At 53.7% G+C, this 21,912-nt stretch carries 25 protein-coding genes; 17 read left to right on the top strand and 8 right to left on the bottom strand.

Annotation, left to right across the window (positions count from 1 at the left end):
* Positions 1-24: 24 nt before the first annotated feature.
* From VSS37_RS17525 to VSS37_RS17510, 4 genes are all read right to left on the bottom strand, one after another.
* Positions 25-1,491, bottom strand: coding sequence for an ATP-binding protein (locus VSS37_RS17525; protein ID WP_324697285.1), 1,467 nt, complete (start codon positions 1,489-1,491; stop codon positions 25-27).
* Between the two features lie 26 nt (positions 1,492-1,517).
* Positions 1,518-2,219 (bottom strand): response regulator transcription factor, encoded by a 702-nt coding sequence (locus tag VSS37_RS17520; RefSeq protein ID WP_324697284.1) that lies wholly within the window; start codon positions 2,217-2,219, stop codon positions 1,518-1,520.
* Between the two features lie 227 nt (positions 2,220-2,446).
* Positions 2,447-2,749, bottom strand: coding sequence for a hypothetical protein (locus VSS37_RS17515; RefSeq protein ID WP_324697282.1), 303 nt, complete (start codon positions 2,747-2,749; stop codon positions 2,447-2,449).
* A 174-nt stretch (positions 2,750-2,923) separates the two neighbouring features.
* Positions 2,924-3,826 carry a JmjC domain-containing protein gene (locus VSS37_RS17510; protein ID WP_324697280.1) on the bottom strand — a complete coding sequence of 301 codons (903 nt, stop codon included), beginning with the start codon at positions 3,824-3,826 and terminating at the stop codon, positions 2,924-2,926.
* Between the two features lie 6 nt (positions 3,827-3,832).
* Between VSS37_RS17510 and VSS37_RS17505 the strand changes: the two genes are divergently transcribed.
* A complete protein-coding gene (locus VSS37_RS17505; protein ID WP_324697278.1) occupies positions 3,833-4,120 on the top strand; it encodes a hypothetical protein in 288 nt (95 codons plus the stop codon).
* On the opposite strand, the gene purB is transcribed toward VSS37_RS17505, so the two are convergent.
* Both purB and nadB read right to left on the bottom strand, forming a co-directional pair.
* On the bottom strand, positions 4,078-5,448 hold the full coding sequence (gene purB, locus VSS37_RS17500; protein ID WP_324697276.1) for an adenylosuccinate lyase: 1,371 nt from the start codon (positions 5,446-5,448) through the stop codon (positions 4,078-4,080). The genes VSS37_RS17505 and purB overlap by 43 nt on opposite strands.
* Positions 5,449-5,543: 95 nt before the next feature.
* Positions 5,544-7,142 carry an L-aspartate oxidase gene (gene nadB / locus VSS37_RS17495; protein WP_324697274.1) on the bottom strand — a complete coding sequence of 533 codons (1,599 nt, stop codon included), beginning with the start codon at positions 7,140-7,142 and terminating at the stop codon, positions 5,544-5,546.
* A 112-nt stretch (positions 7,143-7,254) separates the two neighbouring features.
* Between nadB and rpoE the strand changes: the two genes are divergently transcribed.
* The 15 genes from rpoE to acpS all read left to right on the top strand — a co-directional run bounded on the left by rpoE (position 7,255) and on the right by acpS (position 18,567).
* On the top strand, positions 7,255-7,830 hold the full coding sequence (gene rpoE, locus VSS37_RS17490) for an RNA polymerase sigma factor RpoE (RefSeq protein WP_324697273.1): 576 nt from the start codon (positions 7,255-7,257) through the stop codon (positions 7,828-7,830).
* A 41-nt stretch (positions 7,831-7,871) separates the two neighbouring features.
* Positions 7,872-8,501 carry a sigma-E factor negative regulatory protein gene (locus VSS37_RS17485; RefSeq protein WP_324697271.1) on the top strand — a complete coding sequence of 210 codons (630 nt, stop codon included), beginning with the start codon at positions 7,872-7,874 and terminating at the stop codon, positions 8,499-8,501.
* Complete coding sequence (locus VSS37_RS17480) at positions 8,485-9,375, top strand: MucB/RseB family sigma factor regulatory protein (protein WP_324697269.1); 891 nt, start codon at positions 8,485-8,487, stop codon at positions 9,373-9,375. Before VSS37_RS17485 ends, VSS37_RS17480 begins: the two co-directional genes overlap by 17 nt.
* Positions 9,376-9,454: 79 nt before the next feature.
* The gene (locus VSS37_RS17475; protein ID WP_324697267.1) at positions 9,455-9,946 is read left to right on the top strand and encodes a SoxR reducing system RseC family protein; all 492 of its coding nucleotides are present in this window, start codon (positions 9,455-9,457) and stop codon (positions 9,944-9,946) included.
* A 64-nt stretch (positions 9,947-10,010) separates the two neighbouring features.
* The gene (locus VSS37_RS17470; protein ID WP_324697265.1) at positions 10,011-11,450 is read left to right on the top strand and encodes a Do family serine endopeptidase; all 1,440 of its coding nucleotides are present in this window, start codon (positions 10,011-10,013) and stop codon (positions 11,448-11,450) included.
* A complete protein-coding gene (locus VSS37_RS17465) occupies positions 11,437-11,694 on the top strand; it encodes a glutaredoxin family protein (RefSeq protein WP_324697264.1) in 258 nt (85 codons plus the stop codon). Before VSS37_RS17470 ends, VSS37_RS17465 begins: the two co-directional genes overlap by 14 nt.
* Positions 11,687-13,492: a translation elongation factor 4 gene (lepA, locus tag VSS37_RS17460; protein WP_324697262.1), complete on the top strand. Its 1,806-nt coding sequence runs from the start codon at positions 11,687-11,689 to the stop codon at positions 13,490-13,492. Before VSS37_RS17465 ends, lepA begins: the two co-directional genes overlap by 8 nt.
* Before the next feature lie 19 nt (positions 13,493-13,511).
* On the top strand, positions 13,512-14,276 hold the full coding sequence (lepB, locus tag VSS37_RS17455) for a signal peptidase I (RefSeq protein ID WP_324697261.1): 765 nt from the start codon (positions 13,512-13,514) through the stop codon (positions 14,274-14,276).
* Between the two features lie 52 nt (positions 14,277-14,328).
* A complete protein-coding gene (locus tag VSS37_RS17450) occupies positions 14,329-14,712 on the top strand; it encodes a DUF4845 domain-containing protein (RefSeq protein ID WP_324697260.1) in 384 nt (127 codons plus the stop codon).
* Positions 14,709-15,371 (top strand): ribonuclease III, encoded by a 663-nt coding sequence (rnc, locus tag VSS37_RS17445; protein WP_324697259.1) that lies wholly within the window; start codon positions 14,709-14,711, stop codon positions 15,369-15,371. The genes VSS37_RS17450 and rnc overlap by 4 nt, the downstream gene beginning before the upstream one ends.
* On the top strand, positions 15,368-16,252 hold the full coding sequence (gene era, locus VSS37_RS17440) for a GTPase Era (protein WP_324697258.1): 885 nt from the start codon (positions 15,368-15,370) through the stop codon (positions 16,250-16,252). Before rnc ends, era begins: the two co-directional genes overlap by 4 nt.
* Before the next feature lie 30 nt (positions 16,253-16,282).
* Entirely contained in the window at positions 16,283-16,735 is a 453-nt protein-coding gene (locus tag VSS37_RS17435; RefSeq protein WP_324697256.1) for a DUF2721 domain-containing protein, read from the top strand.
* An 8-nt stretch (positions 16,736-16,743) separates the two neighbouring features.
* Positions 16,744-17,439: a DNA repair protein RecO gene (recO, locus tag VSS37_RS17430; protein WP_324697254.1), complete on the top strand. Its 696-nt coding sequence runs from the start codon at positions 16,744-16,746 to the stop codon at positions 17,437-17,439.
* Positions 17,432-18,166: a pyridoxine 5'-phosphate synthase gene (gene pdxJ / locus VSS37_RS17425; protein ID WP_324697253.1), complete on the top strand. Its 735-nt coding sequence runs from the start codon at positions 17,432-17,434 to the stop codon at positions 18,164-18,166. The genes recO and pdxJ overlap by 8 nt, the downstream gene beginning before the upstream one ends.
* Positions 18,163-18,567 (top strand): holo-ACP synthase, encoded by a 405-nt coding sequence (gene acpS, locus VSS37_RS17420; protein ID WP_324697251.1) that lies wholly within the window; start codon positions 18,163-18,165, stop codon positions 18,565-18,567. The genes pdxJ and acpS overlap by 4 nt, the downstream gene beginning before the upstream one ends.
* On the opposite strand, the gene VSS37_RS17415 is transcribed toward acpS, so the two are convergent.
* On the bottom strand, positions 18,490-20,406 hold the full coding sequence (locus VSS37_RS17415; protein ID WP_324697250.1) for an ATP-binding protein: 1,917 nt from the start codon (positions 20,404-20,406) through the stop codon (positions 18,490-18,492). The two genes, acpS and VSS37_RS17415, sit on opposite strands and share 78 nt — an antisense overlap.
* Positions 20,407-20,569: 163 nt before the next feature.
* Here VSS37_RS17415 and cysM point away from each other — a divergent pair, with 163 nt between their 5' ends.
* On the top strand, positions 20,570-21,463 hold the full coding sequence (gene cysM / locus VSS37_RS17410) for a cysteine synthase CysM (protein ID WP_324697249.1): 894 nt from the start codon (positions 20,570-20,572) through the stop codon (positions 21,461-21,463).
* Positions 21,464-21,508: 45 nt separating this feature from the next.
* Here cysM and VSS37_RS17405 read toward each other — a convergent pair whose 3' ends face one another.
* Positions 21,509-21,736, bottom strand: a complete 228-nt coding sequence (locus VSS37_RS17405; protein ID WP_324697248.1) for a hypothetical protein — start codon at positions 21,734-21,736, stop codon at positions 21,509-21,511.
* Between the last annotated feature and the right edge of the window lie 176 nt (positions 21,737-21,912).

Raw genomic sequence — 21,912 nt, 5'->3', positions numbered from 1 at the left:
TGGGCATTTATTGGTTTGCGTCCTTCACACCGGTAGATGCAGCCGCACCCGCGCGCCCACATAGGGGGAAACCAGCAGCTCAATTTTGCCGCCGATGGCCGACACGATTTCGGTGCTGACCGCCATGCCGATGCCTTGCCCTTCACTTTTGCTGTCTTCGCGGATACCGCGTTGCAGCAGCTTGGCCGGATTGTCGGTGGGGAACCCCATGCCGTCGTCGTCAATGTCCACCACCAACATATTCCCTTCATGGTAGGCGGAAATTTCTACGATATCCTGGCAAAAGCGGCAGGCGTTGTTTACCAGGTTGCCCAGCAGCTCCATCATGTCTTCCGCGTCCATGCGGCATTTGGCGTATTCGTCCACGTTGATGCGGAATTCGAACGGTTTGTCGCGGTAAACTTTTTGCAGGGTGTCACGCAGCCGGAACAATACCGGACGCAACGGCTGGGAGAGGATCATTGCGCCCTGATTGGTGACCATGGCGCGGCGTAATTGGTGGGAAATGATTTCCCGCATGCGCGCAATTTGGGCGTCGAACACCTTGATGCTGGTGCTGGCCGGGCTTTCGTCGATAAATTCACGCGCCAACAGGTCAAGTTGGTTCTGCATGGCGGCCAGAGGTGTTTTCAAGCTATGCGCCAGATCGTCCAATGAATCCTTGTAGCGCTGTTTCTGGCCTTTTTCATAGCTTAACAAGCCGTTCAGGGCGTTTTTGACCGGGATCAATTCTTCCGGATAATGGTCATCGATGCTTTCCCGTTCCCCAGCCTCAATGGATTTGACTTCATTTTCAAATTCCTTGATGGGGGCGACTACCCAGAAACTCAGTGCCAATTGGGCGATTAACACCAAAACGGCTGATAAAAATAGCAGGATGGCAAATTTCTGCCGCATGTCCTGCATTTCCTTGTCAATATCGGCTATGGATTCACCAACGATAAACTGGAAATGCCCGTAAGGATCCTGGAAAAAATTCTGGGCGGCCAGCAGGTATTCCTGGTTGTATTTCTGTTTAATGGTCGGGTCAGAGTCCAAAATGGAAGGATCTTGTGGTGCCCGTGGTTTCAATTGGGCGAAAAAGGGTTTGAAACTGGCTTCCTGGTCACGGCCCAGGTTGAAATAAAGGTAGTAATCCGGGTCAACCAAATTGCTGGGTTTGCCGAAGCTGGAAGCGCTCCAGATAATATCTGAAGTTGCGGTGTCAATGACATAAGCAAAGCGGTTTTGCTCAACATCATTCAGGTCATAGTCCTCAATCATTTGTTTGGCTTTTTCTTGCATGTCGCTGTCTTTGAGGACATCGAACTTGCCGTCTTCGAAACTTAAAAAGCCCAGGATGTTGTAGGAAATTTCAGTCAGTTCGCTTTTTTCCTGATCAATCTTATAGCGATAGGAAAACCAGTGCAGCATACTGCCCAGCATAAGGATGCCGACCATGATGACGCCAAAACCGCTGATGAGCTGACGACTGCGTAATGAGCTGAGCATAAGCTGTGCCGTGACGTGGTTAGGTGTCAGTTGCGTGCAAGCGTAAAGCGGTAGCCGCGGCCACGCAGCGTTTCTATTGGCTTGAGGGTATCATCCGGATCCAGCTTGATGCGCAGGCGGCGAATAAACACCTCAATCACATTGCTGTCGCGATCCGCGTCTTCTTCGTACAGGCTATCCGTCAGGCGCGTTTTGGAAATGACCTCACCTGCATGCAACATCAGGTGCTCAAGCACGCGGTATTCATAGGCCGTCAGGGTTATTTCCTGCTCATTTACATACACGCGTTGTTCGGAAGTGTTTAAGCGGATAGGGCCGCAACTGAATTCTGCCTGTGTCCACCGGCCAGTGCGCCTTAACTGGACGCGCAGGCGGGCAATGAGCTCTGGGGTGTGGAAGGGTTTGGTGACGTAGTCATCAGCACCAGCTTCCAGGCCTTCCACTTTGTTCTGCCAACGGTCACGGGCTGTCAGGATAATGATGGGATAATCCAAGCCCTTGGCACGGATGGTGCGGATAATATCCAAGCCGAGTTCGTTGTTGACGGGGGTTCCTTTTGAGCTTGGCAGGCCAAGGTCAATGACCGCAACATCAATGGGATACTCCAACGCAACATATAACCCTTGGGAGCCATCCGCAGCCACATCAACAGTAAAGCCACTTTTCTTGAGATCTTCAGCCACTTGTTCGCGAAGAATATTTTCGTCTTCTATTATTAGTACGCGCATGATAAAATTTTCCTGTTATTCAATCGCTTACTTGGGTGTGGCGCTATGTGTGCCCCATCTGTCCCAGCAAGCCTGAGAGGCAATGATACACTAGCTTCGCAGGAATAAAAAACAATCAATACGAAATATTAATAAAATTTATAAAAAAATACCCGGAAGCCCTCTGCGAACCTCCAGGTTTTTAAGCAAAAATTTCGACCACTATTCGATGGGTCAGTGATGGTTACTTAGTCACTGCAAGCCACCTTGATGGTTAAGTATTCGCCATTTAGTGACAACATCCGCACCACATGGCAGTCTGGGTAACCAGGCAGCGGCTTTTCCTGGACTGACAATACTCGACCCTTATATTCAGACTTGACTTTGGAAAGAACTGCATCCCGCCCTATTGGTTCCGATGGATTGGAACGTTGCAAGGAAATTTTCCTTTCACTGTCCTCAGCTTTTGCTGTGCCAGGCAAGATGATATTACCTATGCCCGCTATCATAATGCCGCATAAAGCAGCAAATATGGATCTTTTGAAATCCATAAGTTTTCCCCTGTTACATAAAAAACTAGAAGCTGTCTCTAATTGAGAGACGAAAAAATTATAGCCTGCATATTAATCACTCAAAACTGAATGTTCGATGAATATTTACCATCATCAAGTTTTATCATAATGATAAATATAAAAATTGATCGCGAGTATAATTATATTTTTTCATTATTTCTGGACGATAAAAACCTCGTTAGCGAGCAAATCATGAAAAAGGTTTAAACAATCCTTGTCCGCAAAGAATTGATGGTACTCCCTATGCAGGAGTTTTGCGGAATTGCATAGATATTGAACAAATTGAATATGGATGCTTGAAAGGCTATAGCTATTGCCATTGGCAAATAAATATACAGTATCATTCGTTAGAAAATAGAGAAGCCTAGAGTCCAATGTTTTCTCGAACTTCTTTTTCTGCCCTAGCAGTTTGCTTAATTCAGTGCGGCTGACGGGAATGGCTTCAGGCAATATGCCTTGGTTTTTTGGCACGGTAAGGTATTTTCCCAGCCATTGCTGGAGTGAATGCTCGTCCTGTGGGAGCGCATCAACCACAAAATCAATTAGCCGTTCTATATCTGCTGGTGCCAGTTCACCGGGATTGCCTTGAAGTTGGCGCCCTGCATCACTGAAACGCTGCTTCAGGCGCGGTTCTTCCAATAAATCCTCCATCAGGCTTTCCAACATGTCCTTTTGGGAAGGTGCCCGAAAACCGACGGAGTAAGTCATGCACTCATTCAGCGCCATACCGTAGTGCGGCATGTTGGGAGGCAGATACAGCATGTCGCCAGGGTTGACGACCCATTCCTGTTCAGCTTGGAATTCGCGCATAATGCGCAACTCCAAATCAGGCAGGAAATTGTTTGGCGGAGTAGGGCGGGTACTGATCTGCCAGCGCCGCTGCCCTTGCGCCTGAATCAGGAAGACATCGTATTCATCCACATGCGGGCCAACTGAGCCGCCTTCCACCGCAAAACTGATCATCAGATCATCAATGCGCCAGTCAGGGATGAAGCGAAACGGTTCCATCACCGCGTTCAGCTCCGGCAGGTGCTGGTCGGTGTCATTGACCAGCAATGTCCAGTGTGTCGCTGGAAGGTGGGCGAAGTCGTCTTCATCGAACGCACCGTGGCGGACTTCCCATGGATGCTTGCCGCTTTTTTCGATGACTATGCGGGCGGTGTCAGTTTCGCAAGCCAGACCCGCCAATTCGTCCGGCGTGATCGGAGACTGGAAGCCGGGAAACGCCTGCCGTACCAGCAACGGCTTTTTTTGCCAGTAATCCCGCAGGAATTCTTCAACAGAAATCTCGCCAAACATTCCCGCCATCACCGGATCGCCTTGGCCTGTGCGGCAGCGTTGCCGATATAGCTGGCAGGTGTCATTGCGATCAGTGCGTCCCTCGCGTCCTGCGGTATTGCCAGCGTATTGACGAATTCGCGCAACGCTTCCGGCGTAATGCGTTGTCCACGGGTCAGCGCCTTGAGCTTTTCGTAAGGCTGTTCGACGCCATAACGGCGCATGACGGTCTGGATCGGTTCAGCCAGCACTTCCCAATTGGCATCAAGGTCAGCCGCAAGGCTGGCGGTGTTCACTTCCAGTTTGCCGATGCCTTTCAGGGCGGATTGGTAGGCGATCAACGAATGCCCCAAGCCAACGCCGAGGGTGCGCAATACGGTAGAGTCAGTCAGGTCGCGTTGCCAGCGGGAAATGGGTAGTTTCTGAGCCAGATGCGTCATCAGGGCGTTGGCGATGCCAAGATTGCCTTCCGCATTCTCGAAATCAATCGGGTTGACCTTGTGCGGCATGGTGGAGGAGCCGACTTCGCCAGCGACCACCTTCTGCTTGAAATGCCCCAGCGAGATATAGCTCCATACATCGCGGCAAAAGTCGATCAGGATGGTGTTGAAACGCGCCACGGCGTCGAAGGTTTCCGCGATATAGTCGTGGGGTTCGATCTGGATGGTGTATGGGTTCCAGTTCAGGCCCAGCGAGGTGACAAACTGTTCGGCGGTCGCTTGCCAGTCAATGTCCGGGTAGGCGCTCAGATGGGCGTTGTAGTTACCGACCGCCCCGTTGGCCTTGCCTAAATATTCCGTTGCAAGGATTTGCTTTTGCTGGCGTTGCAGGCGGTAAGCCACATTCGCCATTTCCTTGCCCAAAGTGGTGGGGGAGGCTGGCTGGCCGTGGGTGCGCGACAGCAGTGGAATCGTTGCGTAGGCGTGCGCCATGGCGCGGATGGCGTCGATGACAGCGGCCATTTCCGGCTGGATGACCTGCTCCATGCCGCCTTTCAGCATCAGGGCGTAGGCAAGGTTGTTGATGTCTTCGGAGGTGCAGGCGAAGTGGATGAATTCGCTGACCGCCTCCAGTTCCGTCTGGCCGGTGATCTTTTCCTTCAGGTAGTACTCGACCGCTTTTACGTCATGGTTGGTGGTGCGTTCAATGGCCTTGACCCGCAATGCGTCAGTTTCGGCAAAGTTGTTGAGGATGCCCTCCAGAAAAGCATTGGCTTCGGCAGAAAACGGGGGGACTTCGGCAATCTGCGGATGGGACGCCAGCATTTGCAGCCAGCGGATTTCCACCAGCACCCGGTGGTAAATGAGCCCGTATTCGCTGAACCAGGGGCGTAATGCCGCAGTTTTGCTGGCGTAGCGCCCATCAGTGGGGGAAAGTGCGGTCAGTGCAGAAAGTTCCATGCCGTATCCTGATACAAAGCTTGACAGTCATTCCTCCGCTCCTTTTCTGGGGAAAAAAGGAGCGCAAGGGGTGAAACACGTGAGTTTACAGCAAATCAATAAGGATGGTAGGTGGTAATCGGGTCCAAAACGGTAGGGACGCTATCCAGTTTGTGATCCAGTTTGGGATAGTCCAGCGTGTAGTGCAGCCCACGGCTTTCCGGCCGGTTCAGTGCGGAACGGATGATCAGCCAGGCAACCAGCGCTAGGTTGCGCAATTCGATCAGGTCGCTGGTGACGCGGAAGTTGGCGTAATACTCATCGATTTCCCGCAGCAACAACTCCATGCGGTTAAGGGCGCGTTGCAGGCGCTTGGTGGTGCGGACAATGCCCACGTAATCCCACATGAAACGGCGGATTTCGTCCCAGTTGTGGGTGATGACAATCCGCTCGTCCGAGTCTGTGACACGGCTTTCGTCCCAATGCGGGATGGGCAGGTCAAGCGGCGGTTCGTCCAGCCGCGCGCTGATGTCCTGGGCGCTGGATTTGCCGTACACAACACACTCCAGCAAAGAATTGCTGGCCATGCGGTTGGCGCCGTGCAGGCCGGTGCAGGAAGCTTCGCCGATGCAATAGAGGGCATCCACATCTGTGCGCCCATCCTGGTCGACCATGACGCCGCCGCAGGTATAGTGGGCGGCGGGAACAACCGGCACTGGTTGCGTGCTCATGTCGTAGCCAAATTTTTCACAAGTGGCATAAACGTTGGGGAAATGGCTGAGGATAAAATCCTTCGGTTTATGGCTGATGTCGAGGTAGACGCATTCCAGCCCCAACCGCTTCATTTCGTGGTCAATGGCGCGCGCCACGATATCGCGGGGTGCCAGTTCGGCGCGCGGGTCGAATGTCGGCATGAAACGGGTTCCGTCCGGCAACAGCAGGCGCCCGCCTTCACCGCGCACGGCTTCGGTGATCAGGCTGGATTTGGCGTGCGGGTGATACAGGCAGGTCGGGTGGAATTGCATAAATTCCATATTGGCGACCCGGCAGCCTGCCCGCCATGCCATGGCGATGCCGTCGCCGCTGGCCCCATCCGGGTTGCTGGTGTACAAATAAACCTTGCTTGCCCCGCCTGTCGCCAGCACGGTGAAACGGGCCTGTAACGTGTTGATGCGCTTGCTTTTGCGGTTGAGCACATAGGCACCAATGCAACGGTTGCTGCGGTGGCCAAGTTTGCGCGAGGTGATCAGGTCGACGGCGATATGGTGTTCCAGAACGGTGATGTTGGCGCGCTGGCGCACTTGGGCGACCAAGGTGTTTTCAATCGCAGCGCCACTGGCATCGGCGGCGTGGGCGATGCGGCGATGGCTGTGGCCACCTTCACGGGTCAGGTGCAGGCGGCTGGCGTCATGTTCTTCGCGGGTGAACGGAACTCCGGCATCCAGCAGCCAATGGATGGATTCAGCGCCATTTTCCACGGTAAAACGGACGGCCTTGGTGTCACATAGGCCTGCTCCGGCGTTGAGCGTGTCTTCGATATGGGAGGTCACGCTGTCAGTGGCGTCCAGCACCGCAGAAATTCCCCCTTGCGCGTAAACTGTGCTGCCTTCGGTAATGACATCCTTGCTTAACACGGCGATCCGGCAGCTTTCTGGCAGGCTCAACGCCAGGGTCAGGCCAGCGGCGCCACTGCCGATGATCAGTACATCGTACATCTTTCACCTCTCACTTCCGGAGTGGAATTCATCAAGTCCAACTATTCTAATGCCGCACTATGGCATGTAGCATATAATCCTTGTGAGATAATAACCAAGGAGAAAAGCCCTGATGGGCGCTAGTCTAACTGACCTCGAACTGGTGCAGCGGGTACAGTCGGGGGATAAAAAATCATTCGATATTCTGGTCATAAAATATCAGCACAAAGTCATCAACCTGGTGCTGCGGTACGTCCATGACCATGATACTGCTGAGGATGTGGCGCAGGAAGCTTTCATCAAAGCGTACCGGGGGTTGAAAAACTTCCGTGGGGAAAGCGCATTTTATACTTGGCTTTACCGGATTGCGATCAACACCGCTAAAAATCATTTGGTGTCGCAAAGCCGCCGTTTACCTGACATCGATATTGATGCAGATGAGGCGGAACAATTTAGCGGTGAATCCGCTCTAAAGGAATATGCCACGCCCGAGCGTGAAATGTTGACGGCGGAAATTCAGGAAGTCATCACCCAAGCGATTGATGGGCTGCCGGAAGATTTGCGCACCGCCATCATTTTACGTGAGCTGGAAGGCATGAGTTATGAAGAAATCGCAGTGACAATGGAATGTCCAATAGGTACTGTACGTTCTCGGATTTTCCGGGCGCGTGAGTCGATTGATAAAGTATTGAGGCCACTACTAGGCTAAGTACCCCCGAGAGTAGTGTCTCAGGTGCAGGTGAAAGTGATATGAACACAAGTAAAGAAGAGTTCTTGTCGGCATTCCTTGACGACGAGGCTGGCGAATTTGAGCGCCGCCGTTTGCTGGATGAATTGGGAAAGGATGGGGAGCTAGCCCAGACTTTTTCCCGTTACGCCCTGATTGGCGAAGCCATGCGCACAGGCAAAGGCCAGCGTATGAGCACAGGAACTTCCCTGTTGTCCCGCATCCAGGATGAACTGGCGGATGAACCCGCTTATGAACAAGCTGTCGTGCAAATGCCGGTTCAGAAGCAAGCGCCTCCAGCACCAGTGGTGCGGCCGTGGCAATGGGCCGGAATGGGGATGGCTGCAACGGTGGCGGCGGTTGCAGTGGGCGGGATGCTGTTCCTCAAGCATCCGGAACCGCAAGTCCAGACAGCGATGAGCAATCCTGCTCCAGCGGTGGCTGTTGCGCAGACGCCTCCCCCATCTGCTCCGGCAGCGGCGACACAGGTTGCTGACGCAGCGGCGACCGATGCGCGCATCCAGCAGCTTGGGCGGATCAACCCGCAAACACGCGACATCCTGAAACAATATGTGGCGCAGCATGTGAAATATGCTTCCACCACAGTGATTGCGCCTTCGATCAGAGCGATTTCCTATGCCAATGAACGTTAAGAAGCCCTTGTCTTTTGCGGTGTTGGCGGGCGCGCTGGTATGGTCAGCGGCTGGCATGGCGGATGAGGCGATGGATTTGCTGGCGCAAATGCGGAGCGCTGTCCACACCCTCAATTATTCGGGCACATTGGTGTATGCTCAGGGGAATGAGCTTTCCACCTATCAGATCAGCCATAAACTTGAAAATGGGGCGGAAAGGGAAAGCGTAGTCCGCCTTGCACAAGGGAAGGATCCTGTTTCTGAAGAGGTGGAAAGCTTTTCATTGGCCAAGCTCCAGCAGGTGCAGCCACAAATGGAGCAGGTGTATTCACTGGACATGGGCGGGCAGGAGTTTGTTGCCAACCGCAACTGCCAGATAGTGGTTGCCCGCCCCCGTGACAAGATGCGTTACCTGCAACGTTACTGTATTGACCCCGCCAGTGGCATGCTGTTGAAATATTCCTTGATTGACCGTTCCCACCAGTCTGTCGAACAGTTGATGTTCACGTCGCTGGATATTGCGCCAACCGTTGGGGATCCCGTTCAGTTCCGTGCTGATGCACGTCCATCAGGGAATGCGCCGCCCGCGATTTCCAGCACTGATTGGGTGTTTGGAACCCTTCCGGCTGGTTTTCAGTTGGTGCAGGATTTGCACCAAAGCTCTGGCAGTGGGCAAACGCCGTTAAGGCAGCTTATCCTTTCCGATGGCATGACCTCCGTATCGGTGTTCGTTGCGCCGCCCGGCACCCCCGGCGTGTTGGAAAGCTTGGAATTTTCGGCAGGTGCTACGAATATTTATACGACCGAGGTGGATAAATATAGCGTGGCGTTGGTGGGTGAAGTGCCTGTGGCCACACTGAAGACTATTGGCGAAGGGCTACGGCATGTCCAGTGATGGCAATTTCAGGATGGTTAAGTTTAAGTCAAGCTCCCCAAGTTATTATGCGGATAAAATAGCACAAGGGGATACAGGGATGATCGAACAAACAGCGTTGGTGGTTAGTGTTGAATCGGGGCAGGCATGGGTAATCCCGCAACAAGGAGGCGCAGAAGCTAGCGGGTGCGCCGCCTGTGCCGGAAAATCGTCCTGTTCATCTTCATCACCTTTTGCGTTTTTGCATCGGGAGCCGCAAAAGATGCGTGTCCTGAATCCTGTCTATGCGCGTCCAGGCGATAGCGTGGTGGTTGGCGTTCAGGGGCAAGCGTTGGTCATTTATTCCTTGTTGGCTTATTTGTTGCCGTTGGTGGGCTTGATCCTGGCGGCGATCATCGGGCAAGCCGCTTTCGCTTGGCTGGGGGTGGGAGCCGAACCCGGTTCCATCTTGGGTGGTGTGGCCGGGTTGCTGGGAGGGTTGCGGCTGGCCAATTTTGTGGTTTCCTGTTCTTTCCGTTCCAGTGTTTCCCAGCCGGTTATTCTGCGTTTGGCCAGACAGCCCGCTTACACACAAATACTTCCGCTTGCATAATATTCATCATTGCTTCTTGGGGTAATGGCATAGTGTTCCACCGTTTTAATGGAGAGGGGCTTGCATGTTGATGCGGGTGCTGCAAGCGGCAATTTGCGTGTGGATTTTGTTGGTGGGCGGAGTGGCGCAATCGCGTGATTTGCCTAAGTTTACTGGCTTGGTGAAGAAAAACAGCCCAGCAGTCGTCAATATCAGTACGCGCCAATCGTTTTCCCCGAAAAAAATGTTGCCTGAGGAGCTGCAAACCCCGGAAGCTGAAGAGCTGTTTGACGAGCTGATGCAGCGTTTTCTTGATCATGGCAATGGTGGGGGAGCCCCGTTTAATTTTGATAGCAACTCACGGGGTTCGGGTTTTATTTATTCCGCTGATGGTTATATCGTCACCAATCAACATGTGGTTGATAACGCAACTGAAGTCAAGGTCAAGTTGAGCGATGGGCGGGAGCTGCCAGCGCGCATTGTCGGCAGTGATACGCGCTCCGACATTGCGCTACTGAAGATCGAAGCTGATCACCTGCCGGTGCTGAAAATAGGCACATCCCGAAACCTTGAGGTTGGTGAATGGGTGTTGGCTATTGGTTCACCTTTTGGTTTCGACCATAGCGCAACGGCCGGGATTGTCAGCGCCAAAGGCCGCAGCCTGCCTGATGAAAACTATGTGCCATTTATCCAGACCGATGTGGCGATCAACCCTGGTAACTCTGGCGGCCCATTGTTCAACCTGGACGGTGAAGTGGTCGGCATCAATTCGCAGATTTATAGCCGTTCAGGTGGGTTCATGGGGGTTTCTTTTGCGATTCCCATTGATGTTGCCCGTGGCGTCATTGAGCAGTTGAAGCGGAAAGGCTCGGTTTCGCGCGGCTGGATCGGTGTTTATGTGCAGGAAATTGACGCCAACTTGGCAGAATCTTTCAAAATGGCCAAGCCAGAAGGGGCATTGGTTGCCCAAGTGCTCATGGACGGGCCTGCTGCACGCGTTTTGCGCCAGGGTGATGTCATCTTGCGCTTTAATGGCAAGCCGGTTGAAAATGCGTCCGCGCTGCCGCCGATTGTTGCGGGGGCTCCATTGGGCCAGTCTGTTTGGGTTGAAGTCTTGCGTCATGGCAAACGGGAGAACGTCTCCCTGACAGTCGCCGAATTGCCAACAGACAGGGAGGCGCAAACGCAGGCCACGCCGGAAAACGCCCCTGCACCGCCCGCGCCGGTCACTGGCACCCTTGGCATGCAGGTGTCTGCCCTCGATGAGGCGACCCGTCAAGCATTGGGCATTGAAAATAATGAAGGTGTCAGGGTTGACGCTGTGATTGGCGAACCTGCCCGCAAAGCGGGGGTAATGGAGGGGGATATTATGACCCAATTGGATGGCCGAACAATTAACTCCCCTGAGCAATTACAAAAAATCGCCAGTGCCTTGGAAACTGGAAAAACAGCCGCAGTGCTGGTGCAACGTGGCGGTTCCGCACGTTTTCTGGCCATGAAGATTGAGGCAAATGCAACAGAGTGAAGCAAAACTCCATCTGACCGTGTATTATCGCCAGGGCTGTCATCTGTGTGACGAGATGACAGCCCTTTTAGCTGAATTTCAGGAAGAACTGAATTTTGGCTTTGTGCTGGTGGATATCGACGCAGACCCTGTGTTACGGCAACGTTTTAATGCGGATATTCCTGTAGTGGCGTTAGCGGATCGGATTCTGTTCCGGCATTTCTTCGACGAAGCGATTTTGAGGCAAGCATTACAGCATGGGTGAAGCGAACAAGAACATCCGCAACTTCTCGATCATTGCGCACATCGACCACGGGAAGTCGACTTTGTCCGACCGTTTCATCCAGCATTGCGGCGGCCTGGAGGATCGCGAGATGGAAGCTCAGGTGCTGGATTCGATGGATCTGGAGCGTGAACGCGGCATCACCATCAAGGCGCAGAGCGTTTCGTTGGATTATAAGGCGCGCAATGGTGAAACCTTTCATTTGAACTTCATCGATACGCCGGGGCATGTGGATTTTTCCTATGAAGTTTCCCGTTCGCTGGCGGCTTGTGATGGGGCTTTGCTGGTTGTGGATGCCTCCCAGGGTGTGGAAGCGCAAAGCGTCGCCAACTGTTACACCGCCATTGACCTGAACCTGGAAGTGGTGCCGGTGCTCAACAAGATTGATTTGCCCGCTGCTGACCCGGAACGCGTCTGCCAAGAAATTGAAGAGATTATCGGCATTGACGCCGCTGACGCCGTGCGCGTCAGCGCCAAAACCGGCATTGGCATCGAAGACCTGCTGGAGCAGCTGGTGGAACGCATTCCACCGCCCCAGGGAGACCCGGATGCGCCGCTGAAAGCCTTGATCATTGATTCATGGTTTGACAACTACCTCGGTGTGGTGGTGTTGGTGCGGGTGGTGGATGGTGAAGTCCGGAAGAAAATGAAAATCCGCTTCATGTCCAGTGGGCGTGATTTCCAGGTGGAGCGGGTTGGCGTTTACACACCAAAGACCAAAGATCTGGATGTGCTGCGGGCAGGTGAAGTGGGTTTCATGATCGCGGGCATCAAGGAAATCTCGGCGGCGAAAGTCGGTGACACGATTACCGAGGCGCAAAAACCGGCGGAAACGCCCTTGGCGGGGTTCAAGGAAATCCAGCCACGGGTTTTCGCAGGCATTTTTCCGGTTGAATCCGACCAATACGAAAACCTGCGCGAAGCCTTGTCCAAGCTCAAGCTGAATGATTCCGCGCTGTTCTATGAGCCGGAAACTTCGCAGGCGCTGGGGTTCGGGTTCCGTTGCGGTTTTCTGGGCATGTTGCACATGGAAATCGTGCAGGAGCGGCTGGAGCGCGAATACAACCTCAACCTGATCACGACTGCGCCAACCGTGGTGTATGAAGTGGAGCAAACCAACGGCGAAACCACCATGATCCATAGCCCCGCAGAAATGCCGGTGGTGAACAAGATCAAGGAAATCCGTGAGCCGATCATCCGTGGCTCCATCCTTACCCCGCAGGAATACGTGGGCAACATCATCACCCTGTGCATTGAAAAACGCGGTGTGCAGAAAAACATGCAATACATGGGCAATCAGGTCTCCCTGACCTTCGAATTGCCGCTGGCGGAAGTGGTGATGGATTTCTTTGACCGCCTTAAATCCGTTAGCCGTGGTTATGCCTCCTTTGATTATGCGATGGAACGGTTTGAGCCTGCGCCGATGGTGCGCGTCGACATTCTGGTCAATGGTGAAAAAGTGGATGCTTTGGCGTTGATGCTCCACCGTGATTTCGCCCAGTCGCGCGGTCGCCAATTGGTGGAAAAAATGAAGGATCTGATTCCGCGCCAGATGTACGAAGTTGCGATCCAGGCCGCCATTGGCAGCAATATTATTGCCCGCAGCACGGTCAAGGCGATGCGTAAGGACGTGCTGGCGAAGTGTTATGGCGGCGACGTGAGCCGTAAGCGCAAATTGCTGGAAAAACAGAAAGAAGGCAAAAAGCGCATGAAACAGGTGGGCAGTGTGGAAATTCCGCAGGAAGCTTTCCTCGCCGTTTTGAAAGTAGGCGACAAATAACGACTGATAAGGACGAAAGATGGATTTTGATCTGGAATTCTGGCTGGTTGCGGCCACCTCAGTGACCGGCGTCATCTGGCTGTTGTACGTTGTGCTTGCCGGGAAGCGATCGGGTGACACAGAGCCGGTGTTGGTGGAGTATGCACGTTCATTTTTCCCGGTATTGTTGATTGTGTTGCTGCTGCGGTCATTTGTGGCTGAACCCTTCCGCATACCTTCAGGCTCCATGCTGCCTACGCTGGAAATTGGCGATTTTATTCTGGTGAACAAGTTTGCCTATGGTTTACGCTTACCGGTTTTGCACACCAAAATCCTAAATCTGGGGGAGCCTCAGCGTGGTGATGTGATGGTGTTCCGTTACCCTGAAAATCCGAAAGTGGATTACATCAAGCGTGTGGTCGGCATTCCGGGTGATGTGCTGGAGTGGGACAATAAATCCCTCCGGGTCAATGGTGTGGATTTGCAGCATACTGATGCGGGCGGTTATATGGCGCTTGACCAGCATAACGATAAACGCGATACCGCCCGTCAAGTGGAAGATTTGTTGGGGGTGGCTCATGATATTCTGATAATCCCTAACACACCTGGAAGAACCGGCTCCATTGTGGTGCCAGCGGGTCATTACTTCATGATGGGCGATAACCGGGATATGAGTAATGACAGCCGTTTCTGGGGATTGGTGCCTGAAGCCAATATCGTTGGTAAAGCAACTTATGTCTGGATGCACCTGAATATGGGGGGGGATGGCTTCAAATTTTCACGGATTGGCAAGGCGATAAATTAATCCTGTAGGTTTTTTGTCTAAAAATTAATTAATAACAATAAAGGTATTCATTATGCATAAACAAAAAGGTGCCACTTTCATTTCATGGGTGGCGGGTCTGGGCGTTGTCATATTTGCTTTTATAACAATAGTTAAACTAGCGCCCATCTACATTGAGTTTTATGCCGTGCATTCATTGATGGACAAGATTGCAATGGATTCCTCCCTACGAAATGCATCAACGCAACAAATTCGGGGAAAAGTTTCTGATTATCTTGATATCAATGGCATATACGGCATCAAACCGGAGAATTTTTCAATCGAGCAGGTCGAGGGAAAAGAGAATGTCCATGCGCTTGCAGTCAACTACGAAGTGCGTAAACATTGGATTGCCAATATTGATTTTTTGACTACATTTGAATATTCGAAAGAGTTGGGAAAGGCTGGAGATACTTGAACAAACTGACTAGATTGTTGGGCAGGGAACTGATGGCGACGGACACTTTCATCCGCGCCATTACCCATCGCAGCGCAGATGGCAAACATAACGAGCGGATGGAGTTTCTTGGTGATAGCGTGCTTGGTCTAATTATCACCACGGAGCTTTATAAGCGCATTCCCCGAGCCAGCGAAGGCTACCTCAGCCGGTTACGCGCCTCACTTGTCAACGAAAATGCCTTGGCCAGCATTGCGGCTGAACTTTCCATTGGCGATTTTCTGCGTTTGGGGCCAGGAGAGTTAAAAAGCGGCGGTTTTCGGCGTAAATCCATCCTTGCTGATGCGCTTGAGGCGCTGATCGGTTGCATTTATCTGGAACAGGGTCTGGAAGCGGCGAAAGCCTTTATTTTGGCGGTTTACGGTGAACAACTGGAAAAACTGCCTTCCGAAGATACCCTTAAGGATCCCAAAAGCCGCTTGCAGGAATTTCTTCAGTCACGTGGCCATGCCCTGCCAGAATACAATTTGCTGGATGTGGAAGGGGAGGCCCATCGGCAGACGTTCACGGCGGAGTGCGTCATTTTAGATATGGGTATCCGCACCCAAGGGACTGCCAGCAGCCGCCGCAAGGCAGAGCAGGCGGCCGCCAGGTTTGCCTTCGAGCAGGTGTCGCCATGAAGCGCTGTGGCCATGTTGCCATCATTGGGCGCCCCAATGTCGGTAAATCCACCCTGATGAACCACCTGATCGGTTTCAAGGTTTCCGCGATCGCCAACAAACCGCAAACCACGCGGCACAGCATACGCGGCATCCTGACTGAAGGCGAAAACCAGATCATATTCGTTGACACTCCCGGCATTCACCGCACCTCCAAAAGCCTGCTCAACAAGACCATCAATATGGAGGCTGTGGCGGCGATCGAGGGTGTGGATGCCGTCGTGATGATTGTGGAAGCCATGAAATGGACAGACGAAGATGCACTGGTGTTGCAGCGTCTTGCCCATATCAACCGCCCAGTTTTCCTGGCGGCCAACAAGGTTGACAGGGTAAAGGAAAAGCAGCGGTTGCTGGGCTGGTTGCCGGAAGTGCTGGCGAAACACCCATTCCAGGAGGTTTTCCCGCTGTCTGCTGTTAAAGGCGTCAATACAGAACAGCTTAAGGCCGCCTTGGCCAAGGTCATGCCTGCGCAGGAGTGGCTTTATGAGGAAGATGACCTTACCGACCAGTCCACCCGTTTCATTTGCAGCGAGCTGATCCGCGAACAGTTGATGCAGTACTTGCATCAGGAAATGCCTTACGCCACCGCCGTTGAAATCGAGGCTTTCAAGGAAAGCCCCAAGCTTACCGAAATCAACGCCGCCATTTGGGTGAGCCGCGACAACCAGAAGGGCATTGTGATTGGCCATAAGGGGGAAACCCTCAAGCGCATCGGCAGTTCCGCCCGCATTGCGCTGGAAGGTTTCCTGGAGCGCAAGGTCATGCTCAAGCTGTGGGTGCGGGTGGAGGAAAACTGGGAAAACAGCCCGCGCCACTTGCATAGCCTTGGCATTTCATCCTGACGGCTGTATTTGTGCTGGAAAAGGTATTCCATGGGCTCATTGATGCAGGAAGTTGATGTCATCGCCAATGTCGCACATGTCATCCAATTGGCGGTGGCCCCCGTCTTTTTGCTGACTGGGGTGGGTTCGCTGTTATCCGTGCTGGTCAATCGTCTGGCGCGGGTCGTTGACCGCTTCCGCGTCCTGGATGTCCAGTTGCCGACAGCCTTGGAACTGGCGACAACGTTCATCCACAAGGAAATGTCGGTATTGTCGCAACGGGCGCGCCTGATCCATTGGGCGATAGGCCTTTCCACTGGCTGCGCCTTGCTGGTTTGCGTGGTGATCGGCACATTGTTTCTCAGTGCAATGATCGGGGTGGACTTGTCAAACGTGATTTCCATCTTGTTTATTCTGGCGATGTTCGCGTTGGTGAGCGCCTTGCTGTGCTTTCTGTATGAAATTCAGCTGGCGACCAGCAGCATTGATGTGACCCCGCGTTAGGTTGTTGTATGCCTGTACCAGCCGAACTTTCCCCAGCCTTCATCCTGCGGCGCAATGCTTACCGCGACACCAGCCTGTTGCTGGACATGTTCAGCCGGGAAGCGGGCAAAATCACCTGTGTGGCCAAATTCACCAAGGGCAAGGGAACCCGCGCCAGGGGAATGCTGGAACCGTTCCGCCTGCTGGAAGCCAACTGGGTTGGCAGGGGAGAGGTGTTTACCCTGTTCCATGCCGATGAAACCCATCGTTATGCGCTGAAAGGCATAGGTTTGATCCGCGCCATTTACGCGAATGAGCTGTTATTGCGCGCACTCTGGCGGGATCAGCCGCAACCTGAACTGTTTGGCCATTATCAGCGCACCTTGACGCGCTTGCTGGTTCCGGCAGATTTGCTGGCGTTGCCCTTGTTTGAACTGGACGTATTGGCGGCTGCGGGCTATGTTCTGAACCTGTGGCATGATGATGCAGGAGGGCGTGATATTTTGCCGCTGGCGCGTTACCGTTTTCGCCCTGACCATGGCCTGTATCCGGATGCAGGGGAGGGCAAGGGCGTTCCGGTTCCCGGCAGTTTGCTGATCGCCTTGCGTGAGCCGGAAACGATGAACGCTGGCCAATGCAGGGAATTACGCCAACTGCTTGATCACCTGATCCAGATGCTGCTGAACGGCAAAACCTTGAATGCGAGACAATTGCTCAATGAATAAGATCGAACTTGGGGTCAATATCGACCATATCGCCACGATCCGCCAAGCGCGCGGCACACCCTATCCTGACCTGCTGGAAGCTGTCCGCTTGGTGGAGGATGCGGGTGCGCAAGCGATCACCATCCACCTGCGGGAAGACCGCCGCCATATTCAGGACGCGGACGCCTACGCCATCCGCAAAATGTGCAGCGCCCGCCTGAATCTGGAGCTGGCAGCCACGGCTGAAATGGTGGATATCGCCTGCGATGTCTTGCCCAATGACTGTTGCATCGTGCCGGAAAAGCGTGAGGAACTGACGACCGAAGGCGGGCTGGACATCATCGGCCAGTTTGAGCGCATCCGTAACGCCACCCAGCGCTTGGGCAGCGCCGGTATCCGTGTGTCGCTGTTCATCGAACCGGAGCCTGAGCATATCCGGCGAGCCCTGGATATAGGCGCGCCAGTGATTGAGTTGCATACCGGCGCTTACGCCAACGCCACGGGTGCTGACCAACAGCGTGAACTCGCCCGTATCCGTAACGCCGCCGAGTTTGCCGATAGCCTCGGCATCCAGGTCAATGCCGGGCATGGGCTGGATTATCACAACACCCAGGCGATTGCCGCCATCCCGCCAATCCGTGAACTTAACATTGGCCATTCCATGGTCGCCCGCGCCATTTTTGTCGGCATCCGCCAAGCGACGGCGGAAATGCTGGCGCTGATGCAGGGCGCGCGCGCAGCGTCATGAATGTTATTGGGATCGGCACTGACATTGTGGAAATTGGGCGTATTGAGCAGATGCTGGAGCGCCATCCCCAACGTTTTGCCGAACGCATCCTTCACCCTGCCGAACTGGAGCAGTTTTTATCGGTGAGCAAACAGGCTGCCTGGCTGGCGAAGCGTTTCGCCACCAAGGAAGCGGTTGTCAAGGCGCTTGGCACCGGCTTTGGCAAAGATGCGCGTTGGCATGAAATTGAAACTGCCCATGATGCGCGCGGCAAACCCTGGCTGCATCTGCATGGCGTCACTCAGGGGACAGCCGCTGCGCTGGGGGTGGGGGCAATGGAGCTGTCAGTCGCTGATGAGCGCCGCTACGCTGTCGCCTTTGTTATGTTGCTTGGGGCAGGCAGGCAAACCATCGCCCCGTAACCATCTGCGCAGTTCCAGCGCCAGGGCTTGCGTCTCCAGCGGCTTGCCCAAATGGCTGTCCATGCCCGCTTGCAGGCATTTCCTGATGTCCTCCGGCATTATGTTGGCGGTCAGGGCAATGACTGGAATGGCTGGGTTACGGACTGGGGCCATTCCTGCCCTGGGTTGCATTCCGCGGATATGGCGGCTGGCTTCCAGGCCATCACATTCGGGCATTTGCACATCCATCAGCACCAGGTCGTAATCTTTTTCAGCCAGTTTCTGCAGGGCTTGCTCGCCATTTTCGACGGTGTCAATGCTGCGCAACCCCAAGCTTTCCAACATGGCCTTGACGATGGCCTGATTGATGAAGTTATCTTCCGCCAGCAAGATGCGATGGGTGGGGTGCAGCGGGACATCCTGCGGGATCACAGGCGCTGCGGTTTTTTCAGGCGTGTTGGCTGCTGCCAGATACGGTATTTCAAACCAGAAACAGGAGCCTTCCCCGGCCTTGCTGTCCACGCCGATGTCGCCAGCCATGAGTTTGACCAGTTGCCGGGAAATCGCCAGGCCCAGCCCGGTGCCGCCGTATTTGCGCGCCGTGGAGGTTTCCATCTGCTGGAAACTGTGGAACAGCAATGGCTGTTTTTCCTCCGGGATGCCGATGCCACTATCCCGGACTTCAAAACGTAACTGCTGGTTGGCGTTGCGCAAAAAAACGTTGAGTGAAACTTCCCCCTTTTCGGTGAATTTAATGGCGTTGCCCAGCAGGTTGATAAGTATTTGCTGGGTGCGGGTTTCATCGCCCACGATGCGCAGGGCGATGGCCTTGTCAATGTTGACGGTGAATGTGAGCCCTTTTTCCTGGGCGCGGATGGCCAGCAAATGCTGCAAATGGGCGGCCATCTCCCTGAAGTCGTAGGGGATTGCTTCCACGTCCATTTTTCCCGCTTCAATTTTGGAAAAATCGAGCAGGTCGTTCAGCAACGACAGCAAGGTTTTGCCGCTGCGGTGGATCATGGCAATGTATCGTTTCTGATCCTCTGTTGAGGCCAACGGGATCAGCAATTCGCTGGCGCCCAAAATGCCATTCATGGGTGTGCGCAGTTCATGGCTCATATTGGCCAGAAAGCGGCTCTTGGCCTGATTGGCGACTTCAGCGGTTTCCTTAGCTTTCGCCAGTTTGGCGGCTTGCTGTTCCAGCAGGTCGTTCTTGTACAGCAACTGGTAATAATCGCGGTGGATGCTGTTGCCGAATATCAGGGTGAAAATGCCGAAGATGAGCATCGCCGCCGCCGCCGTGTAGGCAGCGCTGGTTCCCATCGCCAACAACACGATGATCTGCGGCATCAGCAAGAGATTGGTATAAACGGTCAGCAGTAAGCGGTTGGGCGCGGTGCTGGCGGAGCCTCCGACACTGAGCATCAGCATTGGCAGCAGCATGATGCTGCCCTGGGCGGTCAAGCCCAGGCTCACCAATCCCCAGGCAGTGAACAGCGACCATGAGCCGGAGGCGGACAGTAATCCGAACACGAACAACGAGCGCCATGCCCCAGGCTTCTCCTGGTAGAGTGTTGGAAAGCGCCGCATCAACAGAACCCTCAACAGGCCAAGCGTAAGCAAGGTTATGCCCATGCTATAAACAAAAGCAGGTTGTAATTGGGTGATGTCCGTCCCCAACACCAAAATAAGCCAGCCGAAGACATAGACAAACACGCCGCTGACCGAACGGCGGCTCAGATCCAGTTCGCTTTGCGCATGCATGGCGGCAGAAACCGGAATCCGGCCTACCCAACGGACAGGAGGGGCGTCAGCATTATGGCGTGGTTCATCATGCAAAGGTGTGGTTGCAGGATTCAAAGGCTTTCTCGTTTATTGTTTTGATTTATCAAACTTAAACTGTCACTAATGCACGACAAGGTCAAGCCAAATCGGTTATTAGGTAGGGGGTGAAACAAGGATTGTGCTGTAACAAGACGGCAGGTAAGCTTTTTAGCTTGAAACCACTTCAAGAGCGACAAACATGCATTACCCCACCATCGAAGACTTTATCGGCAACACCCCGTTGGTGCGCCTGCAACGCCTGCCGGGCGAAACCACCAACACCATTTTGGTCAAGCTGGAAGGCAACAATCCGGCAGGCTCCGTAAAAGACCGCCCGGCGCTTTCCATGATTCGCCATGCGGAAGAGCGGGGTGAAATCAAGCCCGGCGACACCTTGATTGAAGCCACCAGCGGCAACACCGGCATTGCGCTGGCGATGGCCGCCGCCATCAAAGGCTACAGGATGGTGCTGATCATGCCGGAAACCATGAGCGCAGAACGGCGCGCCTCCATGAAAGCCTATGGCGCTGAATTGGTGTTGGTCACCAAGGCGGAAGGCATGGAAGGCGCGCGCGATCTTGCCTTGCAAATGGAGCGCGACGGCAAGGGCAAGGTGCTGAACCAATTCGCCAACCCCGACAACCCGCGCGCGCACACTGAAGGCACCGGCCCGGAAATCTGGCGCGACACCCATGGCACGGTCACGCACTTTGTCAGCAGCATGGGCACGACCGGCACCATCATGGGCACAGGGCGTTTCCTGAAAGCCCAAAATCCTGACATCCAGATCATCGGCGTACAGCCTGCCACCCAATCCGACCAGATTCCTGGTATCCGCCGCTGGACTCCTGAGTACCTGCCAGAAATATTCCACCGCGATGAAATTGACCGTGAAATGGACATGAGCCAGCAGGAGGCAGAAGTCACCATGCGCCGTCTTGCGGCGGAAGAAGGCATTTTCTGCGGCGTGTCATCCGGGGGGGCCGTGGCGGCTGCTTTGCGCCTGTCGAAAGAGCTTAGAAACGCCACAATAGTCGCCATCATTTGCGACCGTGGAGACCGTTACATTTCTACCGGAGTCTTTCCTGCCTGATCTGGAGGATGGGGAGGGGAATGGATGGTGTGTCTGGCGGGTGTGTCAAGGCTCACGGATGATAATCAAGCGCAATGCACCATATTCATTGACCCCGTATTCATGGGACTCAAGGTAAAACTCCTGGAACTCAGTGTAAAACTCTTCCTGTGTATATTTTCCGCACTCTGTCTCTGGGTTGCAGTTCTTGGTGATGTAGGCGTCTGCCCTTTCTTCATTGACGAATTCAATGGCGCGTAACCATAAGTGGCCGATAATGACGTAATTTTTCATAATTTAACCTCATGAACATCTAAATATGCAGTATGCATACATGCTGCGACTACCCAATTTAGCGAAAAGTTCATGAGGTTTCCATGAATTTTGTTGCGGTGCACAAAATATTTGGTTGGCTTCCGGGTGTTATTTTGTAGCCAACGGCTGGATTGCCAAGGCAGGAAAGCATGCCG

Origin of the sequence: Candidatus Thiothrix phosphatis (assembly GCF_035668035.1) — a bacterium.
Lineage (GTDB): Bacteria > Pseudomonadota > Gammaproteobacteria > Thiotrichales > Thiotrichaceae > Thiothrix > Thiothrix phosphatis.
The sequence above is the reverse complement of the archived record's forward strand: the minus strand, read 5'-3'. Positions and strand labels throughout refer to the sequence as shown.